This is a genomic window from Collinsella sp. AM23-17, assembly GCF_003470945.1.
GTDB lineage: Bacteria > Actinomycetota > Coriobacteriia > Coriobacteriales > Coriobacteriaceae > Collinsella > Collinsella aerofaciens_O.
On sequence record NZ_QRHU01000003.1, the window covers coordinates 77,180 to 94,668 of the forward strand.

General features: G+C 56.7%; 17 protein-coding genes. 4 read left to right on the forward strand and 13 right to left on the reverse strand.

From position 1 onward, the window contains the following. Window positions 1–13: 13 nt before the first annotated feature. On the reverse strand, window positions 14–232 hold the full coding sequence (locus tag DW645_RS01995; RefSeq protein WP_022094153.1) for a hypothetical protein: 219 nt from the start codon (window positions 230–232) through the stop codon (window positions 14–16). A 21-nt stretch (window positions 233–253) separates the two neighbouring features. Beyond that, on the reverse strand, window positions 254–3,430 hold the full coding sequence (locus DW645_RS02000; protein WP_118226022.1) for a hypothetical protein: 3,177 nt from the start codon (window positions 3,428–3,430) through the stop codon (window positions 254–256). A 198-nt stretch (window positions 3,431–3,628) separates the two neighbouring features. Here DW645_RS02000 and DW645_RS02005 point away from each other — a divergent pair, with 198 nt between their 5' ends. Together DW645_RS02005 and DW645_RS02010 are read left to right on the forward strand one after the other, a co-directional pair. Next, window positions 3,629–4,651 (forward strand): YafY family protein, encoded by a 1,023-nt coding sequence (locus tag DW645_RS02005; RefSeq protein WP_118226024.1) that lies wholly within the window; start codon window positions 3,629–3,631, stop codon window positions 4,649–4,651. Continuing rightward, entirely contained in the window at window positions 4,638–5,555 is a 918-nt protein-coding gene (locus DW645_RS02010) for a YafY family protein (protein WP_117800656.1), read from the forward strand. Before DW645_RS02005 ends, DW645_RS02010 begins: the two co-directional genes overlap by 14 nt. Here the strand turns inward: DW645_RS02010 and DW645_RS02015 are convergent. Together DW645_RS02015 and DW645_RS02020 are read right to left on the reverse strand one after the other, a co-directional pair. Then, window positions 5,552–8,446, reverse strand: a complete 2,895-nt coding sequence (locus DW645_RS02015; protein ID WP_117800658.1) for a helicase C-terminal domain-containing protein — start codon at window positions 8,444–8,446, stop codon at window positions 5,552–5,554. The two genes, DW645_RS02010 and DW645_RS02015, sit on opposite strands and share 4 nt — an antisense overlap. Beyond that, on the reverse strand, window positions 8,440–9,405 hold the full coding sequence (locus DW645_RS02020; protein ID WP_117766367.1) for a D-alanine--D-alanine ligase: 966 nt from the start codon (window positions 9,403–9,405) through the stop codon (window positions 8,440–8,442). The genes DW645_RS02015 and DW645_RS02020 overlap by 7 nt, the downstream gene beginning before the upstream one ends. Window positions 9,406–9,490: 85 nt before the next feature. Between DW645_RS02020 and rlmN the strand changes: the two genes are divergently transcribed. Next, on the forward strand, window positions 9,491–10,543 hold the full coding sequence (rlmN, locus tag DW645_RS02025; RefSeq protein WP_055251319.1) for a 23S rRNA (adenine(2503)-C(2))-methyltransferase RlmN: 1,053 nt from the start codon (window positions 9,491–9,493) through the stop codon (window positions 10,541–10,543). A gap of 198 nt (window positions 10,544–10,741) precedes the next feature. Here the strand turns inward: rlmN and DW645_RS02030 are convergent, their stop codons facing one another. The 9 genes from DW645_RS02030 to rpmH form a co-directional block, all read right to left on the reverse strand. Continuing rightward, window positions 10,742–10,996, reverse strand: a complete 255-nt coding sequence (locus DW645_RS02030; protein WP_117564012.1) for a hypothetical protein — start codon at window positions 10,994–10,996, stop codon at window positions 10,742–10,744. Next, on the reverse strand, window positions 10,986–11,891 hold the full coding sequence (locus tag DW645_RS02035) for a ParB/RepB/Spo0J family partition protein (protein WP_199576414.1): 906 nt from the start codon (window positions 11,889–11,891) through the stop codon (window positions 10,986–10,988). Before DW645_RS02035 ends, DW645_RS02030 begins: the two co-directional genes overlap by 11 nt. Beyond that, window positions 11,884–12,684, reverse strand: a complete 801-nt coding sequence (locus DW645_RS02040; protein ID WP_118226026.1) for a ParA family protein — start codon at window positions 12,682–12,684, stop codon at window positions 11,884–11,886. The genes DW645_RS02035 and DW645_RS02040 overlap by 8 nt, the downstream gene beginning before the upstream one ends. A 134-nt stretch (window positions 12,685–12,818) precedes the next feature. Continuing rightward, window positions 12,819–13,556, reverse strand: coding sequence for a 16S rRNA (guanine(527)-N(7))-methyltransferase RsmG (gene rsmG / locus DW645_RS02045; protein ID WP_233540689.1), 738 nt, complete (start codon window positions 13,554–13,556; stop codon window positions 12,819–12,821). Between the two features lie 96 nt (window positions 13,557–13,652). Next, on the reverse strand, window positions 13,653–14,222 hold the full coding sequence (locus DW645_RS02050; protein ID WP_022093802.1) for a R3H domain-containing nucleic acid-binding protein: 570 nt from the start codon (window positions 14,220–14,222) through the stop codon (window positions 13,653–13,655). A 44-nt stretch (window positions 14,223–14,266) separates the two neighbouring features. Next, a complete protein-coding gene (locus DW645_RS02055; protein ID WP_055251326.1) occupies window positions 14,267–15,037 on the reverse strand; it encodes a YidC/Oxa1 family membrane protein insertase in 771 nt (256 codons plus the stop codon). A gap of 29 nt (window positions 15,038–15,066) precedes the next feature. Then, complete coding sequence (gene yidD / locus DW645_RS02060; RefSeq protein WP_022093804.1) at window positions 15,067–15,291, reverse strand: membrane protein insertion efficiency factor YidD; 225 nt, start codon at window positions 15,289–15,291, stop codon at window positions 15,067–15,069. Continuing rightward, window positions 15,288–15,626 (reverse strand): ribonuclease P protein component, encoded by a 339-nt coding sequence (gene rnpA / locus DW645_RS02065; RefSeq protein ID WP_082435526.1) that lies wholly within the window; start codon window positions 15,624–15,626, stop codon window positions 15,288–15,290. The genes yidD and rnpA overlap by 4 nt, the downstream gene beginning before the upstream one ends. 20 nt (window positions 15,627–15,646) lie before the next feature. After that, window positions 15,647–15,781, reverse strand: a complete 135-nt coding sequence (gene rpmH, locus DW645_RS02070) for a 50S ribosomal protein L34 (protein ID WP_019127408.1) — start codon at window positions 15,779–15,781, stop codon at window positions 15,647–15,649. Between the two features lie 366 nt (window positions 15,782–16,147). Between rpmH and DW645_RS02075 the strand changes: the two genes are divergently transcribed. Next, window positions 16,148–17,479 carry an ATP-binding protein gene (locus DW645_RS02075; RefSeq protein ID WP_233540690.1) on the forward strand — a complete coding sequence of 444 codons (1,332 nt, stop codon included), beginning with the start codon at window positions 16,148–16,150 and terminating at the stop codon, window positions 17,477–17,479. Window positions 17,480–17,489: the final 10 nt, after the last annotated feature.

A 17,489-nucleotide genomic window follows, 5' to 3' on the forward strand; every position in this document is an offset into this window, starting at 1 on the left:
TAAATCGCCGTATCTACTCTGCAGACGAAGATCCACCATCAACGATTGCCTGCTCGGACTCAGGAATCCCATCGGCACCCGTACTCTGTTCTTGCTCCACCTCTTCGCTGATTGCGGAGGCGGGGGTCGAGCCCTTTGCACCCACGATGTAGGCAGCCCCAAATCCTAACGCAATGGCAATCAAGGTCAAAATCACGTAGACAGGCCAATGGCGCTTAATATACGAAAACACGTTGACTCCTTAGAGCTCCGTCTACGAACGGCGGATAACCTCGGTCACGACCTCGGATACCGTGGCAATGTTCGTCGGGTTGACATTGTGGGGCAGGTCGTCCTCGGTACGAGCGCAAGCCAGACGCGTGCCGTCCACGCCGGCGATGGTGAGGGCTCGGCGGCTCGCCTCGAGCGCGGCATAGGCATCGGTCTTGGCATAGGGCATCTCGAGCGCGCCACAATCGACATGGAACGACTTGCACACCTTGCTGACCAGGTTCATGATGCGGCGATCGCCCTTGAGCAGCTGCTGTTCGCCCTCGACCGTCACCACCGAAAGCCTACCGGCGCCGACGGATTCAAGATTGATGAAGAATACGCCGCGGAGTTTATCGCGATGCGAAGCCAAGAAGGCCTTCATGCCGGCGCCATCACAATCCGAGGCGCCCGTTGCCACAAACCAGATATCGTGACCGAGCAGCTCATCATCGCCCATAGAGGCGACAGCCGAGAGCATATCTTCGGAAGAAGCGCCATCGGAAGACGTAGCGCCGCCCTTCCAGCCATCGTTATCGTCCTCGAAGTTATCCCACGAACCGATACCGCGACCGGACTTCTTGGCATCGTAATCGTCTTCGACGCCCAGCCAATCACTCATGCTGTCCTGCTCGTTTTTCCTTTTACGACCGAACAGGCCACCCAGGCCGCGTTTGCGAGACTTGGGTGCCGCCGGGGCGGGAGCCGAAATGGTCTCGATCGGCTGCGCGCCCGACGCAACGGGCATAGAAGGCGCAACGGGTGCCGATGTGGGTTCGGGACCCTGGGCAGTAGCAAAGGGGTCGTTGACCTGGGCAGAGGGATCGGGAAGGTCGAACAGCGACGTGCGAGACGCAACGTTTGCCTGCTTCATAGACGGCAGCGACGGATCGGGGACCGAAGCCAGCGGAGACGAGGAAGGTGCAGGCGACGGTGCCGACGCCGGATCGGGAACATTCATCTGCGGACGCGGCGATGCCTGGGAGGAAATCTGGGCCATAAGGGAATCGACCGTTTCGTCCTGGGTGGGAGCGACATTGGCAACCGTGGCACCGGAACCACTCGGGGTCGGCATGGTGAAAATCTGCGTGGAGTAAGGCCTCGACTCATCCGTCTCGGGAGTCTCGGAAACCGCAGGCACTTCCTCCTGCTCGACCTCGGTCGAATCACCTTGATCGGCTGCCGCGTATTGCTCTTCGTCAGAGTTGGCCTCGACGGACTCGTCCTCGGCGGCATCTTGGATTTCGGCAGCATCAATGGGCTCGTCATCGTCTGCCGCGTCGCCCTGCTCATCGGAAACAGGAAGGGGCTCGGCAATTGCGGTGCCTTGCTTTTCAAACGTTATCGTGGAATCGAACTGCGCGGCATCAAACGACATGGTGCTATCGACGTGCTGCTGAGCCTCGAAAGACGTTGTTGCCTCAACAACATCCGCTGACGTCGGTTGCTGGGACTCAAAGGACGTCGTAGCTTCGGCAGCGTCGACAGGCACGGACTGCATAGCCTCGTTCTGCTCGAACTCTTGCGCCGCGCGCTCACGTGCCGCCTCGGCTGCCTGCTGCTGAGCGATAGCCTCCTGCTCGGCAGCCTCGCGTGCGGCAGCGCGCTTCTCCTCGAAATCGTCGACAAATTTCCTGCCCTTTGCAAGCGCACCCTTAAAGAAGCTGGAAGCGCTGGCGCCAATCGAAGAGAACGCGGATGCAATATCGGCATGGGGCGTTGCCGCGGGAATCTCGGCAGAGAAATCAGTATCGCTCTCGTAAGACACGCGCCTCGGCTGTTCAACGTAATCGTCGTCAGACTCGTCCGCAACGTCTTGCGCCGGCGCGGCGGGAGCCAAAATGTCCAGTCCTGCCGCGGGATCGATCGCGGACACCGCCTCGGGCTCGGCAACGGCAGCGGTAACCGCGGCAGACTCATCATCCGCAGTGACAACGGGCGCAGGCTCGGGCTCAAACGTCGGCTCCTCGCCCTCCTCGTAATCGAGCGTGCAGGACTCGGGAAGCATTCCGAGTGCACGGATGGCATCCGAACCAAAGCGAATGTTGCCGGCGGCGTTGCGATAGAGCTTGGGCTCGGGCTCGGCCGCGGCAGGCTCCTCCGCCGGCTCAGCAGCGGGAACCTCGTCATTGAACTCTTCGGCCTGGACAGCCTGATTCTGATCCTCGGGCACGATGGCGCCAATCAGCGTCTCGTCGGCAGACGCACCCTCAAAGCCCTCAATCTGCTCGTCAAAAGCCTCGCCCTGTTCGGGCTCGGTTTGAGCGTCGGGAGCAATCGGCTGACCGAACTCGTCCTCGGCGTAGGTAGGCTCTTCGTACTCGATGGTGTTGCCGTAGTCGTTTTGCTGCTGGGCCGCGGCATACTCCGCCGCCGCGCGCGCCATTTCCTCGGCACGACGTTTCTGCTCCCCAAAATAGGTATCGAACGGAACATCGTCGGGAAACTCGTTCTCGCCCTGGAAGGGAGCAACGTTGTCCATAACGCCGAGCATAGCGGCGACAGAAGACTTGTTGCACACCGCGCCGGACGTATAGGGAAGAACGTGGCGGTTAGAGATGATGCTTGCCGCGTTGGCAAGTGCAACGAGGGAAGCGAGGATCGCGACAATCCACAGCAGAACCTTGAGCGCGCCGGGGAGCGGCAGGATACGCAGGATGGCAACGGCAGCAGGGGCAATCGTGGCAACGGGCAACAGCTTGGCGATGAGCGCACGATACGAAGCATAGGGCTCGCGGGCGAGCAGCTCAGCACGGGGAGAGTCGTAGTGTGCGACAACGACCACCGGGCGGTTGCGCGGAGACGCGAGCGGGCCCGAGGCCTTGTGGTAGGCGATGACATTTTGGCTCACGCCCGTCTTGCCCAGGCGCGAAACCACGGGGTGGCCCGTGCGCTCGAGCACGTAAAGAACGGCGCCGACAATGGCCAGCAAGGTGCCGACCAAGCCGATACCGCCGCCGATGCCCATCAGCAGGGCGCCGGCAAACGCAAGAATACCGGTAACGGCAAATGCCAATCTACTGGGCGCCGGGGCATTGAACTCCTGAACCTCGGGGTCAAAGCCGTGGTTGCGGAAGATCTGAGCGATATCCTCGGCAGCCAAGCGCTCTTCTTCGCTGCATGCCGGCGTAATGCCGGTGTTCTGCAGCAGGTGGTTAATATAGTTCTGGGTGTTCGCCATGTGCGCTCCACATCCATAATCCGACAAATAGGCCCAATGCATGCACATTAGAACCGTATATAGTCGAAAGTATACCCCGAGCGAGCGCAAACGACCGAATTCGGGCCATCTTAACGCCTCGAGCGGACAAGGATATAGCCTAATCTCCATATCGGACTAAAATCATGGCAGCAAACCACCTTCTCATGCGAGGACTCTATGACGGCAAGCGACGCGACCGCGACAATTAAAAAGGGGAATTCGGAGCCCGGTTTCGATAAAACGGCTCAGCGCATCCTCAATCTTTTCTTTGTGCTCAACAGCTCCCCCGAACCGCTGACGACCGAGCAGATCGTCTTGGATTCTGACCTGGGATATGGCTCGGGCAATATCGACTCGGATAAGCGCAAGTTTCGGCGCGATCGTGACAAACTGCTCGAGCGTGGCATCTTAATCAAGGAGGTTCGCCCCGCCGGTGCGCAGGAGACCGAGGAAAGCTCGTGGACAATCGACCGCGAGCACACGTTTGCTGCAGGCGGCCTCATCACCGCAGACGACGCCGATATCCTACTCAACGCCATCGACCAGACGCTAGCGGCCGGCTCTTCCACCTTTGCCGCGCCGCTTGCCGATATTCGCTCCAAAATTGCCTACCTCACCGGCAGGACGACGGTGGACGAAGTACCGATCCGCCGCTCTCCCACCGTCGATGCGGTATGGAGCGCCTTTGCCGAGCGATGCGCGCTGCGATTTTTATATCAGAACGGACGCGGCGAGCAGAAAGAACGTACCGTCTGTGTCTACGGCATGTTCGAACGCGAGGGCGTGGCGTACTTCTGCGGCCTCGACAATGTCACCGACGACATCAGGACATTCCGCTGCGACCGTATCGTTCGCGCATGGCGTCCTTCGAAGGCCTACGCCATCCCTGCGGACTTCAACCTCAGCGACTACCTGTTCTTTGAATTCGATTTTGCCGACCGCCCGCCCGTTGCGGCTACGTTCTCGTTCGCCCCGCAGACGCAGATCGATATGATCAACGGCCTCACGCGCGGGCGAGGTGAGCTCGCACACACCGATTCGGGATGGACTTGGACCGTTGACGTGCGCGATCTTGAAGCCGCCGCCTCATTTTGCATGGCCCACGCCACGGACGGCATGAGGCCCATGGCCCCCAAATCGCTTAAGCAGGCGTGGAACCACCTCATTGAAAGGACGGTGCACGAGCATGCCCGTGCGTAAACTCACCAGCGAGCAGAGGCTCTCGCGCGCCATCGACATCATGGAGGCCCTCTACGCCGCCGGCGAGAGCGGCATGACACGAACTGAGATTTGCAGTCGCTTTGACATCACGGGAGTGTCGCTCGACGAGATTCTCGAGATCGTCTCGACGCTCGCGGACCGAGAATCGGGTGCGCGCATCATCTGCGAATGCCACGGCGAGCGTGTGGTCCTCACCGGTGACGCCGGACGTGTGCTACCGCTGCGCTTGAGTACCGCCGAGGGCGCTGTGCTCAACCACGAACTTGAATCGTTGGGGATCGAGCCGCAGACGGCAGCTCGGATTCGACACGCTCTTCTACCCGAAGAGCTCGGCTATAACCAGTGCGTCTTTGACACCGTCAACCACGGGTCGCACTGGCAGCAGCTGAGCTGCGCCATTCAGGACGGCGTTCGCTGCCTCATCTCGTATCGCTCGATGGACGATGCACGGTCACGCGAGCGTCTGGTCGACCCCTTGCGCATTACGGCAAACGGCGACCAAACATACCTGATTGCCTGGGACATCGCAGTCGATGAGCAGCGCACCTATCGCATGGATAAAATCGAGGGACTCACCTTGACGGAAGACTCCGTCGTGCCTCACGCACCGGACGTCGCATCCCTCCACGATTCCCTTGCCCGGACGCAGCGTAGCGCAAAGCTCTTGATGCCATTCGATATGGCGGAGCATCTGGACTGGGCCGGCATCACCCTCATCGAGCGCAGCGGGGCAGACATGGCAACGGTAACCGTGCATTACGGCTCCGAGCGTTGGCTACTGAGCCAGATAATCGCAGCGGGCGGAGCCATCCGCATCTTGGATGACCCCACCCTGTCAAAGCGTCTGTGCGATATGGCAAAAACTCTCGTCTGTCCGCTTTAGCGCCGCCGCTCGTGGCGTGCGCGCCACAGTTGCAGATAGTGACCGATCTGTGCCGATTCGATGCGCTGGTAGGAGCTCGTGGGCAGCGACGTTAAGAACTTCTTTCCGTAGCCCTTCGTCACCAGGCGAGGATCCGCCAAGATCAGCACACCGCTATCGGTCGACGAGCGAATCAAACGCCCCGCGGCCTGCTTAACCTCGAGCACCGCCTCGGGCAGCGAATAGCGCGCCCATGCGCGGTCTTCGCGCAGGTTGCGCTCGCACGAGAGCGGGTCCGTGGGGCTCGAGAACGGCAACTTGGGAATGATGACGCAGCGCAGCGTCTCGCCGCTGGCATCAAACCCCTCCCAGAAGGCCTTGAGCGCAAAAAGCGACGAGGTCGGTTCGTTGATAAACCGGTCGCGCAGGCGACGAGGAGATGAGTTGCGCTGCTGGCAGTTGAGCTCCAGACCCGCACGGGCCATCTTGGGCTCAACGCGGGCGTATAGGTCCTCCATGTCGCGCCGATTGGTGAACAACGTGAGCACCGATCCGCCCATGGCAAGATGGGCGTCGACCAGTACGCGCTCGAGCGCCGTAAGATAGCTCTCACGATCGCGCGGATCGGGGATATCGCCCGCAACGACTACAGCCATGTTCGAATCGAAGTCGTAGCTCGAATCCAAGTGCAGCGATGACGACGTTGAAGCACCGATGCGATCAAGGCCGACCGCATGGTTAAAGTGCTCAAAGCTTTTGGACACCGTCATGGTCGCCGAGGCAAAGATAGCCGTGTGAACCTCGGGTAGCCACTCGGTTGCCAAAGCCTCGCCAATGTCGATGCGCTCTGCGGTCATCGACTCTCCGCCGGCACGAAGTCTGCGATTGACCTGCAGCGAATACACGTAGTGTTCATCGGTGCCATCAATGATGAGTTTGAGGTTCTCGGCCAGCTCGTGCAGGCGGCGCGAGATATCACCCAGGTCGACAACAACCTCGGGCTTGTCGGCGGCGACGGCTTGTACCAGCGCGTCGACGCTCTTGTCAGCTTGTTCCAATGTGCCGATGGCAGCGTAGGCCGACTGTAAGAAATCATGCCAGTCGTCAGATTCGCGCAGCTCGGGGCCAATCCATAGATTGGCATTGTCATAACCCCCACGCGCACGGCGGCCGAGCTCGCGAACGCCATCGAACACGTCGGCGATTGCCATGCTCGCGCGCGCAACCGTCGACGTCGCCTTGGCAGTAAGGCCCAGATAGAGCGTAGAGCCCTCGGAGGTTGCCAAATCACGGGAAACCTGGCTTAGCGCGCCGGTGCTCGAGCCACCCAGACGCTCAAACAGAACGCGTGATTCGTCCGCCGACACCACGCGCGCCCACTGACGGCGCGCCTCGCGCTCGATGGAATGGGCCTCGTCGATTACCCAATGACGAATCGGAGGCAAAATCCTGCCCTCGGCCGCGACGTTGCGGAACAGCAGGGAATGGTTGGTGACCACCACATCGGCGTGCGCCGCACGACGGCGAGCGCCGTGGACCAAACATTTATCAGGGAAAAACGGGCAGAGGCGACGAGCGCACTCGCGCGAGGCCGTCGTAAAGTCGGGACGGTTGACGCTGCGCCACCGAATGCCGAGCGAGTCGAGGTCGCCATCGGCTGATTGGCAGACGTACGCCATAATGACCGCGACCGCCGTGAGCGTGTCCGCCGGATCGCGCTTGGTGGTAATCTCGACCTGGCCGCGGCTCATGCGCTCAAGCTTGCGCAGGCACGGATAGTGGTCATACCCCTTGAGAGCGCAAAATGACAGACCGCCGTCCAGCTGCTCGGCAAGTTTTGGCAGCTCATGGTACATGAGCTGGTCGGCAAGATTATTCGATTTGGTCGCAATACCAACCGTGATGTTGTTACGGCGTGCTGCCTCGGCAAAAGGTACCAGATAGGCCATCGATTTGCCGACGCCTGTGCCTGCCTCAATTACTCGATGAGTGCCCGTGACCAGCGCATCGCGGACCTCGAGCGCCATCGCGATCTGCTCATCACGCGGCTCGTAGGTGGGATACATGCGATTGACTAGGCCACCTGGCGCATAGTCTGCCTCAATCTCCTCACGACTCGGCATCTTGAGAACCGGCAGTTCATCGGCGTCCACCCGATCGTCGGCGCGATCGGCCTTGAGAACGTCGGCACGAGCGGCGCTGAGAGAGAAGATAGAACCAGGGTTCTGCCCTGCCAAGAATGAGAAGATAGGACGATAGGACCAAGGCACGTCCGGATGCATGTCGGCTAGGCGCGCCATGAGGCCCTGGGGCAAGTCGGTGAGCGCCACGAGCAACACGCGCCATACGCCACACAGAGCGTCGACGTCGGCATTGGCACGGTGTGATACCGAGTCGCAGCCAAACAGATCGGCCATAAAAGACAGCTTGTGCGAGGCCAGGCGCGGAAGCGCGATGCGCGACAGCGCCAGCGAATCGATCCAAATATCGCTCACGTTGACGCCGCCTTTGACCGACTCGATAAACGAGCGGTCGAACGTGGCGTTGTGTGCGATCACCGGGCAGCCACCGACAAAATCGGCGAGAGCGGCGACGGCCTCAACCGCCGACGGGGCATCTGCAACATCGGCATTTGTAATGCTCGTGAGCTCGGTAATCTCGGCGGGAATCAGCTGCCTGGGATGCACGAAGGTATCGAAGCGGTCGATGACCTCGCGGCCCGAAAGACGGGCCGCCGAGATCTCGATCAGCTCGTTGTCCTGCACCGAAAGACCCGTGGTCTCGGTATCGAGGATAATCACATCTTCCTCGATAAGGCCGAAGGACTGCGTTTTGGCGCGGTCGGCAAGCGTGGCATAGGAGTCGATGACAAACTGCGGCGTTCCTGACGAAACCGCGTCCTCGATTAGCATGCAATGCCCGCTCGACGAAGGCCCATACGGATCAGGCTGTCACAGACCTGCGGGAACGTCATGTCGTCGGTGTGGCGGATCTCATCCGGATACAGCGACGTATCGGTCATGCCGGGAATGGTATTGGTCTCGAGGATAACGGGGCCGTCCTCGCTCACAATAAAGTCGCTGCGCGAGATACCCAGGCAACCGAGGGCCTTGTGAGCGGCACAGGCAAGTTCCTGAGCGCGAGCGTAGTTCTCGGGTGAAATCTGCGCCGGAATGCGATGGATATCCGTAGGGTCGACATACTTCACGTCCAGATCGTAGAACTCGCAGTCCTCGGGCTTACGAATCTCGACAATCGGCAGGGCGCGCACGTCATCTTCGCCGTATACGCCGACGGTGATCTCGGTACCCTCGATGCACTTCTCGACCAGCACTTTGTCGCCGTACTCAAACGCCTTGGCGATTGCCGCGGGCAGCTCGGAGGGCTCATGGACCAGGGAAATGCCATAGCTGGAACCGTTGACGGCCGGCTTCACAAAGCAGCGCTCGCCACAAACCTCGACGATATGATCGATATCGACTTCATCGCCCACCTCGAGCGCGAGGCCGGGGGCAATGGGAATGCCTGCCTTGGCGTACAGGAGCTTAGAGACCTCCTTGTCGGCACCGCAGGCGCTGGCAAGCACGCCCGAGGCTGTGTAGGGGATACCCAGGGTCTCCATGGCACCCTGCATGGCACCATCCTCACCGCCGGCGCCGTGCATGGCGATAAATGCCACGTCGAAACCACCGGTCGCCATGGTTACCATAAAATCATCGGCAGCCGTGTCGAGCAGCTTCACCGAAGTGTAGCCGGCCTCCTTCAGGGCCGCCACGACGTTCTTTCCCGAATTGAGCGAGATCTCGCGCTCAGCGGAATGACCGCCCGCCAAGACCGCTACGTGCATGTTCTCTAGGCTTTTACCCGGCATGGGCAGACTCCTCCTCTATAATTTCTGCAGCTGATACCATATTGTAGCGATACCCTCTACGTTTCCCCAAAATCGAAAGGCTTCCATGAATCCCAGGACTAAATCTCAGGACATTCGCGACTTGAGCCAAAACGATATTCGCGAGCTCGTGGCCGAACTTGGCCAGCCCGCCTTCCGCGCGAAGCAGCTCATCGAATGGGTCTTTGAGAAGAACGTTTGTTCGTTTGACGATATGACCAACCTCCCCAAGGCTTTCCGTGAGCAGCTTAAAGAGGCTTTTGCCTTTGATACGCCGACTGAACTCACCAAGCAGGTTTCCAAAGATGGCTCGCGCAAGTATCTGCTCGAGTACCACGATGGCATTTCCGTCGAGACTGTCGGCATGCCCCGTCGTAACAAGCTTTCCGTCTGCGTTTCCACCCAGGCAGGCTGCGGCATGGGCTGTGCCTTTTGCGCTACCGGTCTCAACGGCCTCAAGCGCTCTCTGACCGCTCAAGAGATCGTCGACCAGGTGCTTCATGTATCCAACGACTTTGGCGAGCGTGCCACAAGCGTTGTCTTCATGGGCCAGGGCGAGCCGTTTGCCAACTACGACGAGGTTCTCAAGGCGCTGCGTATCCTCAACGACCCCGATGGCATCGGTATCGGCGCTCGTCACCTCACCGTCTCTACCAGCGGCGTTATTCCCGGTATTCGCAAATTTGCCGATATCCCCGAGCAGTTCACGCTTGCCGTTTCCCTGCATTCCGCCATCCAGTCGACGCGCAATAAGCTCATGCCCGGTGTTAAGAAGTACACGCTGCTTCGCCTTCACGAGGCACTTCAGCTCTACACCGAGAAGACTGGCCGCCGCCCGACCTATGAGTATGCCATGATCGAAGGCGTCAACGATACGAATCCCGAGATGCAGGCGCTCTGCGACTTTTGCGAGGGAACGCTGTGCCACGTTAATCTAATTCAGCTTAACGACATCGAGGGCAGCCCGCTCAAGCCGTCGCCGATTCATAAGGTTGAGGATCTTCAGCGTCGTCTTGAGTCCCGTGGCATCGAGACCACGATTCGTAACTCCCGTGGTAACGATATTGACGCCGCTTGCGGACAGCTGAAGCAGCGCTTTAAAGTTCAGAAAAACGCATAGGGGAGTCGCACCCCAAAACGTTTCATGTGAAACATCGAACGACCCCGGTTGCAGGATATGCAACCGGGGTCGTTTCATTTATTGACCTTAATTTTGAATCAGCTGCTACTGGTCCCATTTTTACGGCCAAAATAAGGGGTCCTTGTCTCGTGAATCAGACAAGGACCCATCAAAATATGCTAAGTAATTGTTAGGTACCTAATAGCCTACATTTTCCCATTGGTTACTAACCCAACCTTGATTAATCTTAGGATTTTTCGTTACCTGAGCAGTTCGCATGGCAACATCTTCTGTCATAACATCCATTTTCTTCTTGGATGTATCAACGATATCTTGCGCGCCACGAAGCAAACGGCCTCGAAGTTCATCGTCTGTCGCGATCTTATAACCAGCAAAGGCACCAGCCGCGACAGTCGTCACCAATGCAATCGCAGTTAAAATCTTATTCCTCATCTTGGCCTCCTTGATCAAACTGAATCATTTCACCAAGAATACGAGAGAGCTCTTTCTCGTCTTTAAACTCAATCTCAATCTTATTCTTTCCACGCGAGCTCTTCACGCGCACGTTGGTATTAAATACCTGACGAAGTACACGCGCAGCCTTTTTAAAAGACTGAGGCGTTGCAGGCCTCGGCGTCTTAGGCGTCTCTCCGGCAGAAAACAATGGAGCAAGATTTTCTGTCGCTCTTACGGAAAGGCCCTCCGCAACAACCTTCTCTGCAAGTCGAATTCGAGCATCCTCATAGGGAACTGCAAGAATCGCACGTGCGTGACCAGCAGTAAGTTTACCCTCAAAAATCATCTGCTGAACTACTTCGGGGAGATCGAGAAGGCGCAGCGAGTTTGTAATTGCAGAGCGTGACTTGCTTACGGCCTTCGACAACGCCTCCTGGGTCATACCGCTAGCATCGATGAGCTGGCGATAGCCCTTAGCCTCTTCGACGGGATTCAGATCAGAACGCTGAAGATTTTCGATAAGAGCAAGAGCCAGCATCTCTTCATCATTAACATCTTTAATGATGACAGGCAGTTCCTCAAGACCAGCAAGCTTTGACGCCTGGTAACGACGCTCACCAGCGATGATCTCATAGCCGTTTCCATGCTTGCGAACCAAGAGCGGCTGCAAAACGCCATGTTCTTGGATTGACTCGCTCAACTCGCGAAGTTCAGTTTCATTAAAGTGAATTCGCGGTTGATTAGGGTTGGGAACGATATCCTCAATAGGTAGTTTTGTTTCAGATGCGGCATTTGAAGCAGATGCAGCAGAACCACCGGTCTCATACTCAGCCTCTGAGACCAAAGCATTGAGTCCGCGTCCCAATCCACCACGTTTCTTTACACTAGGCACGCTTGATCACCTCTTTTGCAAGGTTCATATACGCTTTTGCACCCTTATTTTGAGGTGCATAGGTAATTACCGGTTCTCCAAAAGACGGAGCTTCAGAGATTTTAACCGTACGGGGAATCAGCGTCTTAAACGCCTTATCGCCAAAGTACGATTGAACTTCCTCAACAACCTGATTCGACAAAGAAGTACGTGAGTCATACATGGTCATAAGCACGCCATAGGTGTCCAAGCCCTTGTTCAGACGTGATTTGACCATCTTCATTGACTCAAGCAGCTTCGTAACGCCCTCGAGTGCGTAATACTCACACTGGATTGGAATCAAAACGCTATCTGCTGCGGTCAAGGCATTGATAGTAAGCAGGCCGAGCGAAGGAGGACAGTCAATGAAAATAAAATCGAACTCGTCCCGAATCGGCTCAAGCAAATCTTTGAGGCGGGTTTCACGAGCAATTGCGCTTACGAGCTCAATTTCGGCACCTGCAAGCTGAATCGTAGCTGGAATTACGAATACCTTTTTGCAATTTGTATCAAGAACAAGCGATTCTGCCGGCACATCATTCAACAATGCATCATAGATGCAGTGATCAAGGTCTTCTTTTTCAATTCCAAATCCACTGGTGCTGTTTCCCTGCGGATCAAAATCGACAATCAGTGTCTTACGACCCTGCTCACCCAGTGCTGCTGCAAGGTTTACAGCCGTCGTTGACTTACCGACGCCGCCTTTTTGATTGATGATTGCAATGATACGCGTGTCTTTTGCGCTCTTAGAACGCTTAACGTCGCGAAATCCCACGGTCCCTCCTGGTGTGTATTAAAGCTGTCAAACGGAGGATGTTTCACGTGAAACATTCCGATTCGATATCAACCGCCATGTTTCACGTGAAACACTGCAAGTTGTTAGTATCCATTATGTTTCACGTGAAACATCTAGGCAAGCGGATTCTTCTTAGCCATGCCATTTGCACGAGGCAATGAAACGGATGCTGGATGACTCTTCTTAAGAACAATGAACTCCCTGTGGCCCAAGCCCTCAGGCAAATCGATTGCGTCATTCAGAAGCAAAGTGAAGCCGCAAATCTTAGCTGCTGACATACCGGAAGCAAGCTCCTCATCGGAAGGATTGCCCTTGGTGATAACAAATAGACCTCCATCCTTGAGGAACGGAGCCGCATACTCAACAAGAATCGGTAGAGGGGCAAGTGCGCGGGCGGTTACGACAGAAAACTGCTTCTTATGGCTTCGAGCATATTCTTCAAGGCGATCATGAATCGCATGAGCATGTTTCAACCCAAGAGTATGAACAAAAGAATTGACGGCATCAACCTTCTTACCAACAGAGTCAATATAAGTAGTTTTACGATGCGTGGCTATGGTTAACGGAATACCAGGGAAGCCCGCACCTGTCCCCATATCGAGCAGAGCTCCCTCAGGAGCCTTATTGATATAGGGGAGCAAAACAAGTGAGTCGAGGATATGAAGTACCGCAGCATCTTCTACGTTAAGAATACGGGTGAGATTAGTTGTCTTATTTGTTTCCAGAACCAAATCCAAATGCTGAATACATTTCCTCAGCTCAACATCAGATACGCTCAAGGAATACTCTTTGCAATAGGAAGATAGACGAGTCAACATCTCGTCAGCTTGCTGATCAGTAAGTACTAACAACGAAAGCTCCTTTCTGACAAAAATCAGTGTATCGAGAACTTTTGACAAAAAAAGGGGACGTGGAAACCACGTCCCCTTAGCATAAGCTCGAGCGGATTATCGAGCAACAATCACCACATGGCGATCAGGGTCAGAACCCTCAGAATGAGTATCGACGGCATCATTGCCACGAAGTGCAATGTGAACCAGTCGACGCTCATAGGCATTCATGGGCGGAAGCGAAACACTCTTATGAGTGCGGATGGCACGCTCGGCTGCAGACTGTGCCATGGAGGCAACCTTGTCCTGACGGCGGCTCTTGTATCCCTCGACGTCCACTACAACCGGATACCTAAAGCCAAGCTTGCGGCTCACCAGCAAAGAAAACATAACCTGAAGGGCATCAAGGGTGCGACCATGACGGCCAATGAGAACAGCAAGGTCGGGAGCCGTTACATCCAGAATCAGCTCACCCTCGTCGCCCTCATACTCATCGATAGGAGAGTTGGCGGCATCGAAGTGCGAAAGGATGGAACGCAGGATGGAAATCGCGACATCTGCAATGGTGTCGAGCTCCTCGTCGGTCAGCTCTTCACCGGCCTTGTAGCGCTGTGCAATCTCGGGATAATCGCCCGCGACCTGCGGGGCAACCTCCTCAAGCATATCCTCGATGATCTCTTCAGACATAACGTACTCCAAAAGTTAGGTACCTAAATAAGATTGATATCCCGCTACTTCTTCTTGTGCGGGCGCGGCTTCTTCTCGCGACGAGTGACCTCAACCTGCAGCGGCGCGTTCTTAAGGCGCTCCTCCTCATCGGCCTTCGCCTTGTCGATGACCTTCTGCGTCACAAAAATCTGCTGGATAACCTGCCAAGCAGACGAGACGTCGTAGTACAGCAGAACACCAACGGGAAGGCTCCAGCCCATCCAAAGCATCATGACCGTCATGACAACGGCCATCATACGCATGCTCTGAGCCTGCTGGCCGGTCTGGTTGCGCGACATATAGAGCTGCGGAATCAGGGTCAGGACAGCGAACAGGATCAGGCAGACCAGCGCAGGCAGCGCGACCATAAAGCCATCGGCAAAGGAGGCACTCGGCGTGGTGGTCAGGTCGGGCAGAATATTAAAGAACGAGAACGTGCCGTCGTTAAAGTAGTCCGGCAGGTTACGCAGCAGCGTAAATAGGGCGAACAGGACAGGCATCTGAATCAACAGCGGCAGACAACCAGCCATCGGGTTGAACTTGTTCTCGCTGTAGAACTTCTGCATTTCCTCGGCCTGACGCTGGGGATCGTCGGCATAGCGCTCCTGGATCTCGAGCATCTTGGGCTGCAGCACCTGCATGCGTGCCGTCGACTTAGTCGACTTGAGCATAAGCGGCGTCAGCAGCAGACGGATGATGACCACCAGGATGATGATGGACAGGCCCCAGTCGACCGCAAAGGTCTGGATGAGCTTGAGCAGCTCGAAAAGGATGTTAACGATCCAATCCCACATGTAAGTTTTCCTCCGATAGCGAGTGCCCGCTAGGGCACAGGGTCATAACCGCCGACGTGCAGGGGATTGCAGCGAGCGATGCGCCTCACGGCAAGCCAGCAGCCTCTCAAAACACCGTACTTCTCAATCGCCTGGACGGCGTATTGCGAGCACGTTGGGTAATAAATGCAGGCGTCAGGCAATAAGGGCGAAATAACCTGTTGATATATGCGAATAGGAGCGATGGCAACACGTCGCAAAACGTGATTGCTCATCGCTCCTCCCCGGCAACGCCGGCGCGTTTCATAAGCGAACGCAATGCATTGTCCATCTCCTGAGGCGAGGAAACCCTCGTCTTGGGAGTTGCGAACAAGATGATGTCATAACCCGCAACGGGAAATCCACAGCTGCGGGCGGCCTCGCGCATCACACGCTTAGAACGGTTGCGCACGACAGCACAACCGAGCCGTTTAGCACCAACGAAGGCGACCCTTCCGGAGTCGCCTTCGCCAACCGATTCACATATGGTCATTCGAATCAGAGGGTGATTGAAACGACGCCCCTGACTGAACACATGCTCGAAATCTTGCCGAGACTTAATAGTCTTCATGCGAGATGTGTGTATCGCTGCTAGACAGTGAGACGCTTGCGGCCCTTGGCGCGACGACGGGCGAGCACGGCACGACCACCCTTAGTGGCCATACGGGCACGGAAGCCATGGGTCTTGGCACGCTTACGCTTATTAGGCTGATACGTACGCTTCATCTTAAGTTCCTCCTGCTGCATTTCGAGTGTCCGCGGGGGCGCGGACGCAGATATAGACACGTGAGCTTGAAGATTGTAGGGAAATCAATGTTCAAATGTCAAGAAATCAAAGGTAAAAGGTTGCGCAGTTCACACGGTTCCCCCATAAGCCGAGCTCGATTTAGCGGTGCATGGCAACTTTTCACGATATTTCATCGAGTTTTCAACAGGTCATGTTGGCAATGTTGAGAACTTTTCGTCCGTTTTCCAAAGTTTTCAACAGGTTTTGAAAAGTTGTCGAAAGATGAGAAACATTGCACGGTGAGCTACTATTTGTTCGAAACCTTTTGAAAGATTGCGAGCGGCATGTCTGACGACTTTTACACCATGGTCGATTCCGGAGACCCGGCACCCGACAACGAGCACATCACCGGCGTGCGCGAAGAGCGTGAGGAAGGCGAGCAGACGACCACGCAGGCGCCAAAAGCCATGTACGCCGCGCGCATCGCCGTCTATGACGACATGCTGTCGACACCGCGTGTGATCGTCATTGATCCGCAAGATGTCCGCACGTATTTGGAAGAGACGACCAACACCGTCTACCAGTGCATGAAAGAACAAGGTGGCCATATCTCGCTCATGGTCATCCGCGAGATTGTCGAAAACTTTATCCACGCGCACTTTGCCGAGCCCATCATCTCGATTCTGGACGGCGGAGACACCATCCGCTTTGCTGATCAAGGACCCGGCATCGACGACAAGGAGCGCGCTTTCGACTTTGGCGTTACCAGCGCAAACAGCAAGATGAAGCGCTATATCCGTGGAACCGGAGCAGGGTTTCCCATGGTGCAGGAGTATTTGGAAAACGCCGGCGGGGCCGTGTCCATCGAGGACAACATGGGCAACGGCACCGTGGTTACGGTAAGCCTGGATCCTAAACGCGTGCAGGAAATCGAACGCGCCGGCGGGCGCGGTGCTGCCGTGCGGCCCGAGACGGAGCAGCCCGCATATCCCCTGCCGGGAGCTTTTGCGCAGCAGCCCATGGCAACGCAACAGATGCAGCCCCGCGTGGGACAGATGCAGCAGCCCGGAATGCTTCCTACACAAGAGTCCCAGGCGGCGTCGATGTCGATGCCGCCAAACGTGCCAGAGGCCATGCCGCTGGCGGATCAGGATGCAGCAGCAATACAGCAGGCGACGGGGGCACCGGGTGGCCAGCAAATGGGATATCAGCCGTACCAACAGGGATATCCATATCAGCAGATGCCGCCACTGGGGTATGGCCAGCAGTTCCCACAGCAGTACCAGCAGGGATATCAGCAGCCGTACCAGCAGATGCCGCAGCAGCAGTACAACCCCTGGGCCCAGCAGATGACTCCGCAGCCTTACCAACAGTGGCCTCAAAGTTTTCAACAGCAAATGCCGCCGATGCAGAGTTCTCAACAATCAGCAGCTCAAATGATGTATCCTAATGCAGCAAATCAGTATGCGCAGCCACAGCCGGACGTGTTCGTAAGCGATCGCGGCAACGCCGCGCTGGGCTATCTGGCGCAAAATCAAGCGTGCGGTGCAACCGATCTGGCGAGGGCGTTTGGAAACTCGGCCCCCACTTGGTCACGCACGCTCAATGACTTGGCGCAGGCCGGCTTGGTCATCAAGCATGGCCAGAAATACCATCTGACCGAACTCGGCGCCGCTCGCGTGCGAGCTCAGAGCTAAAGAACGGGAG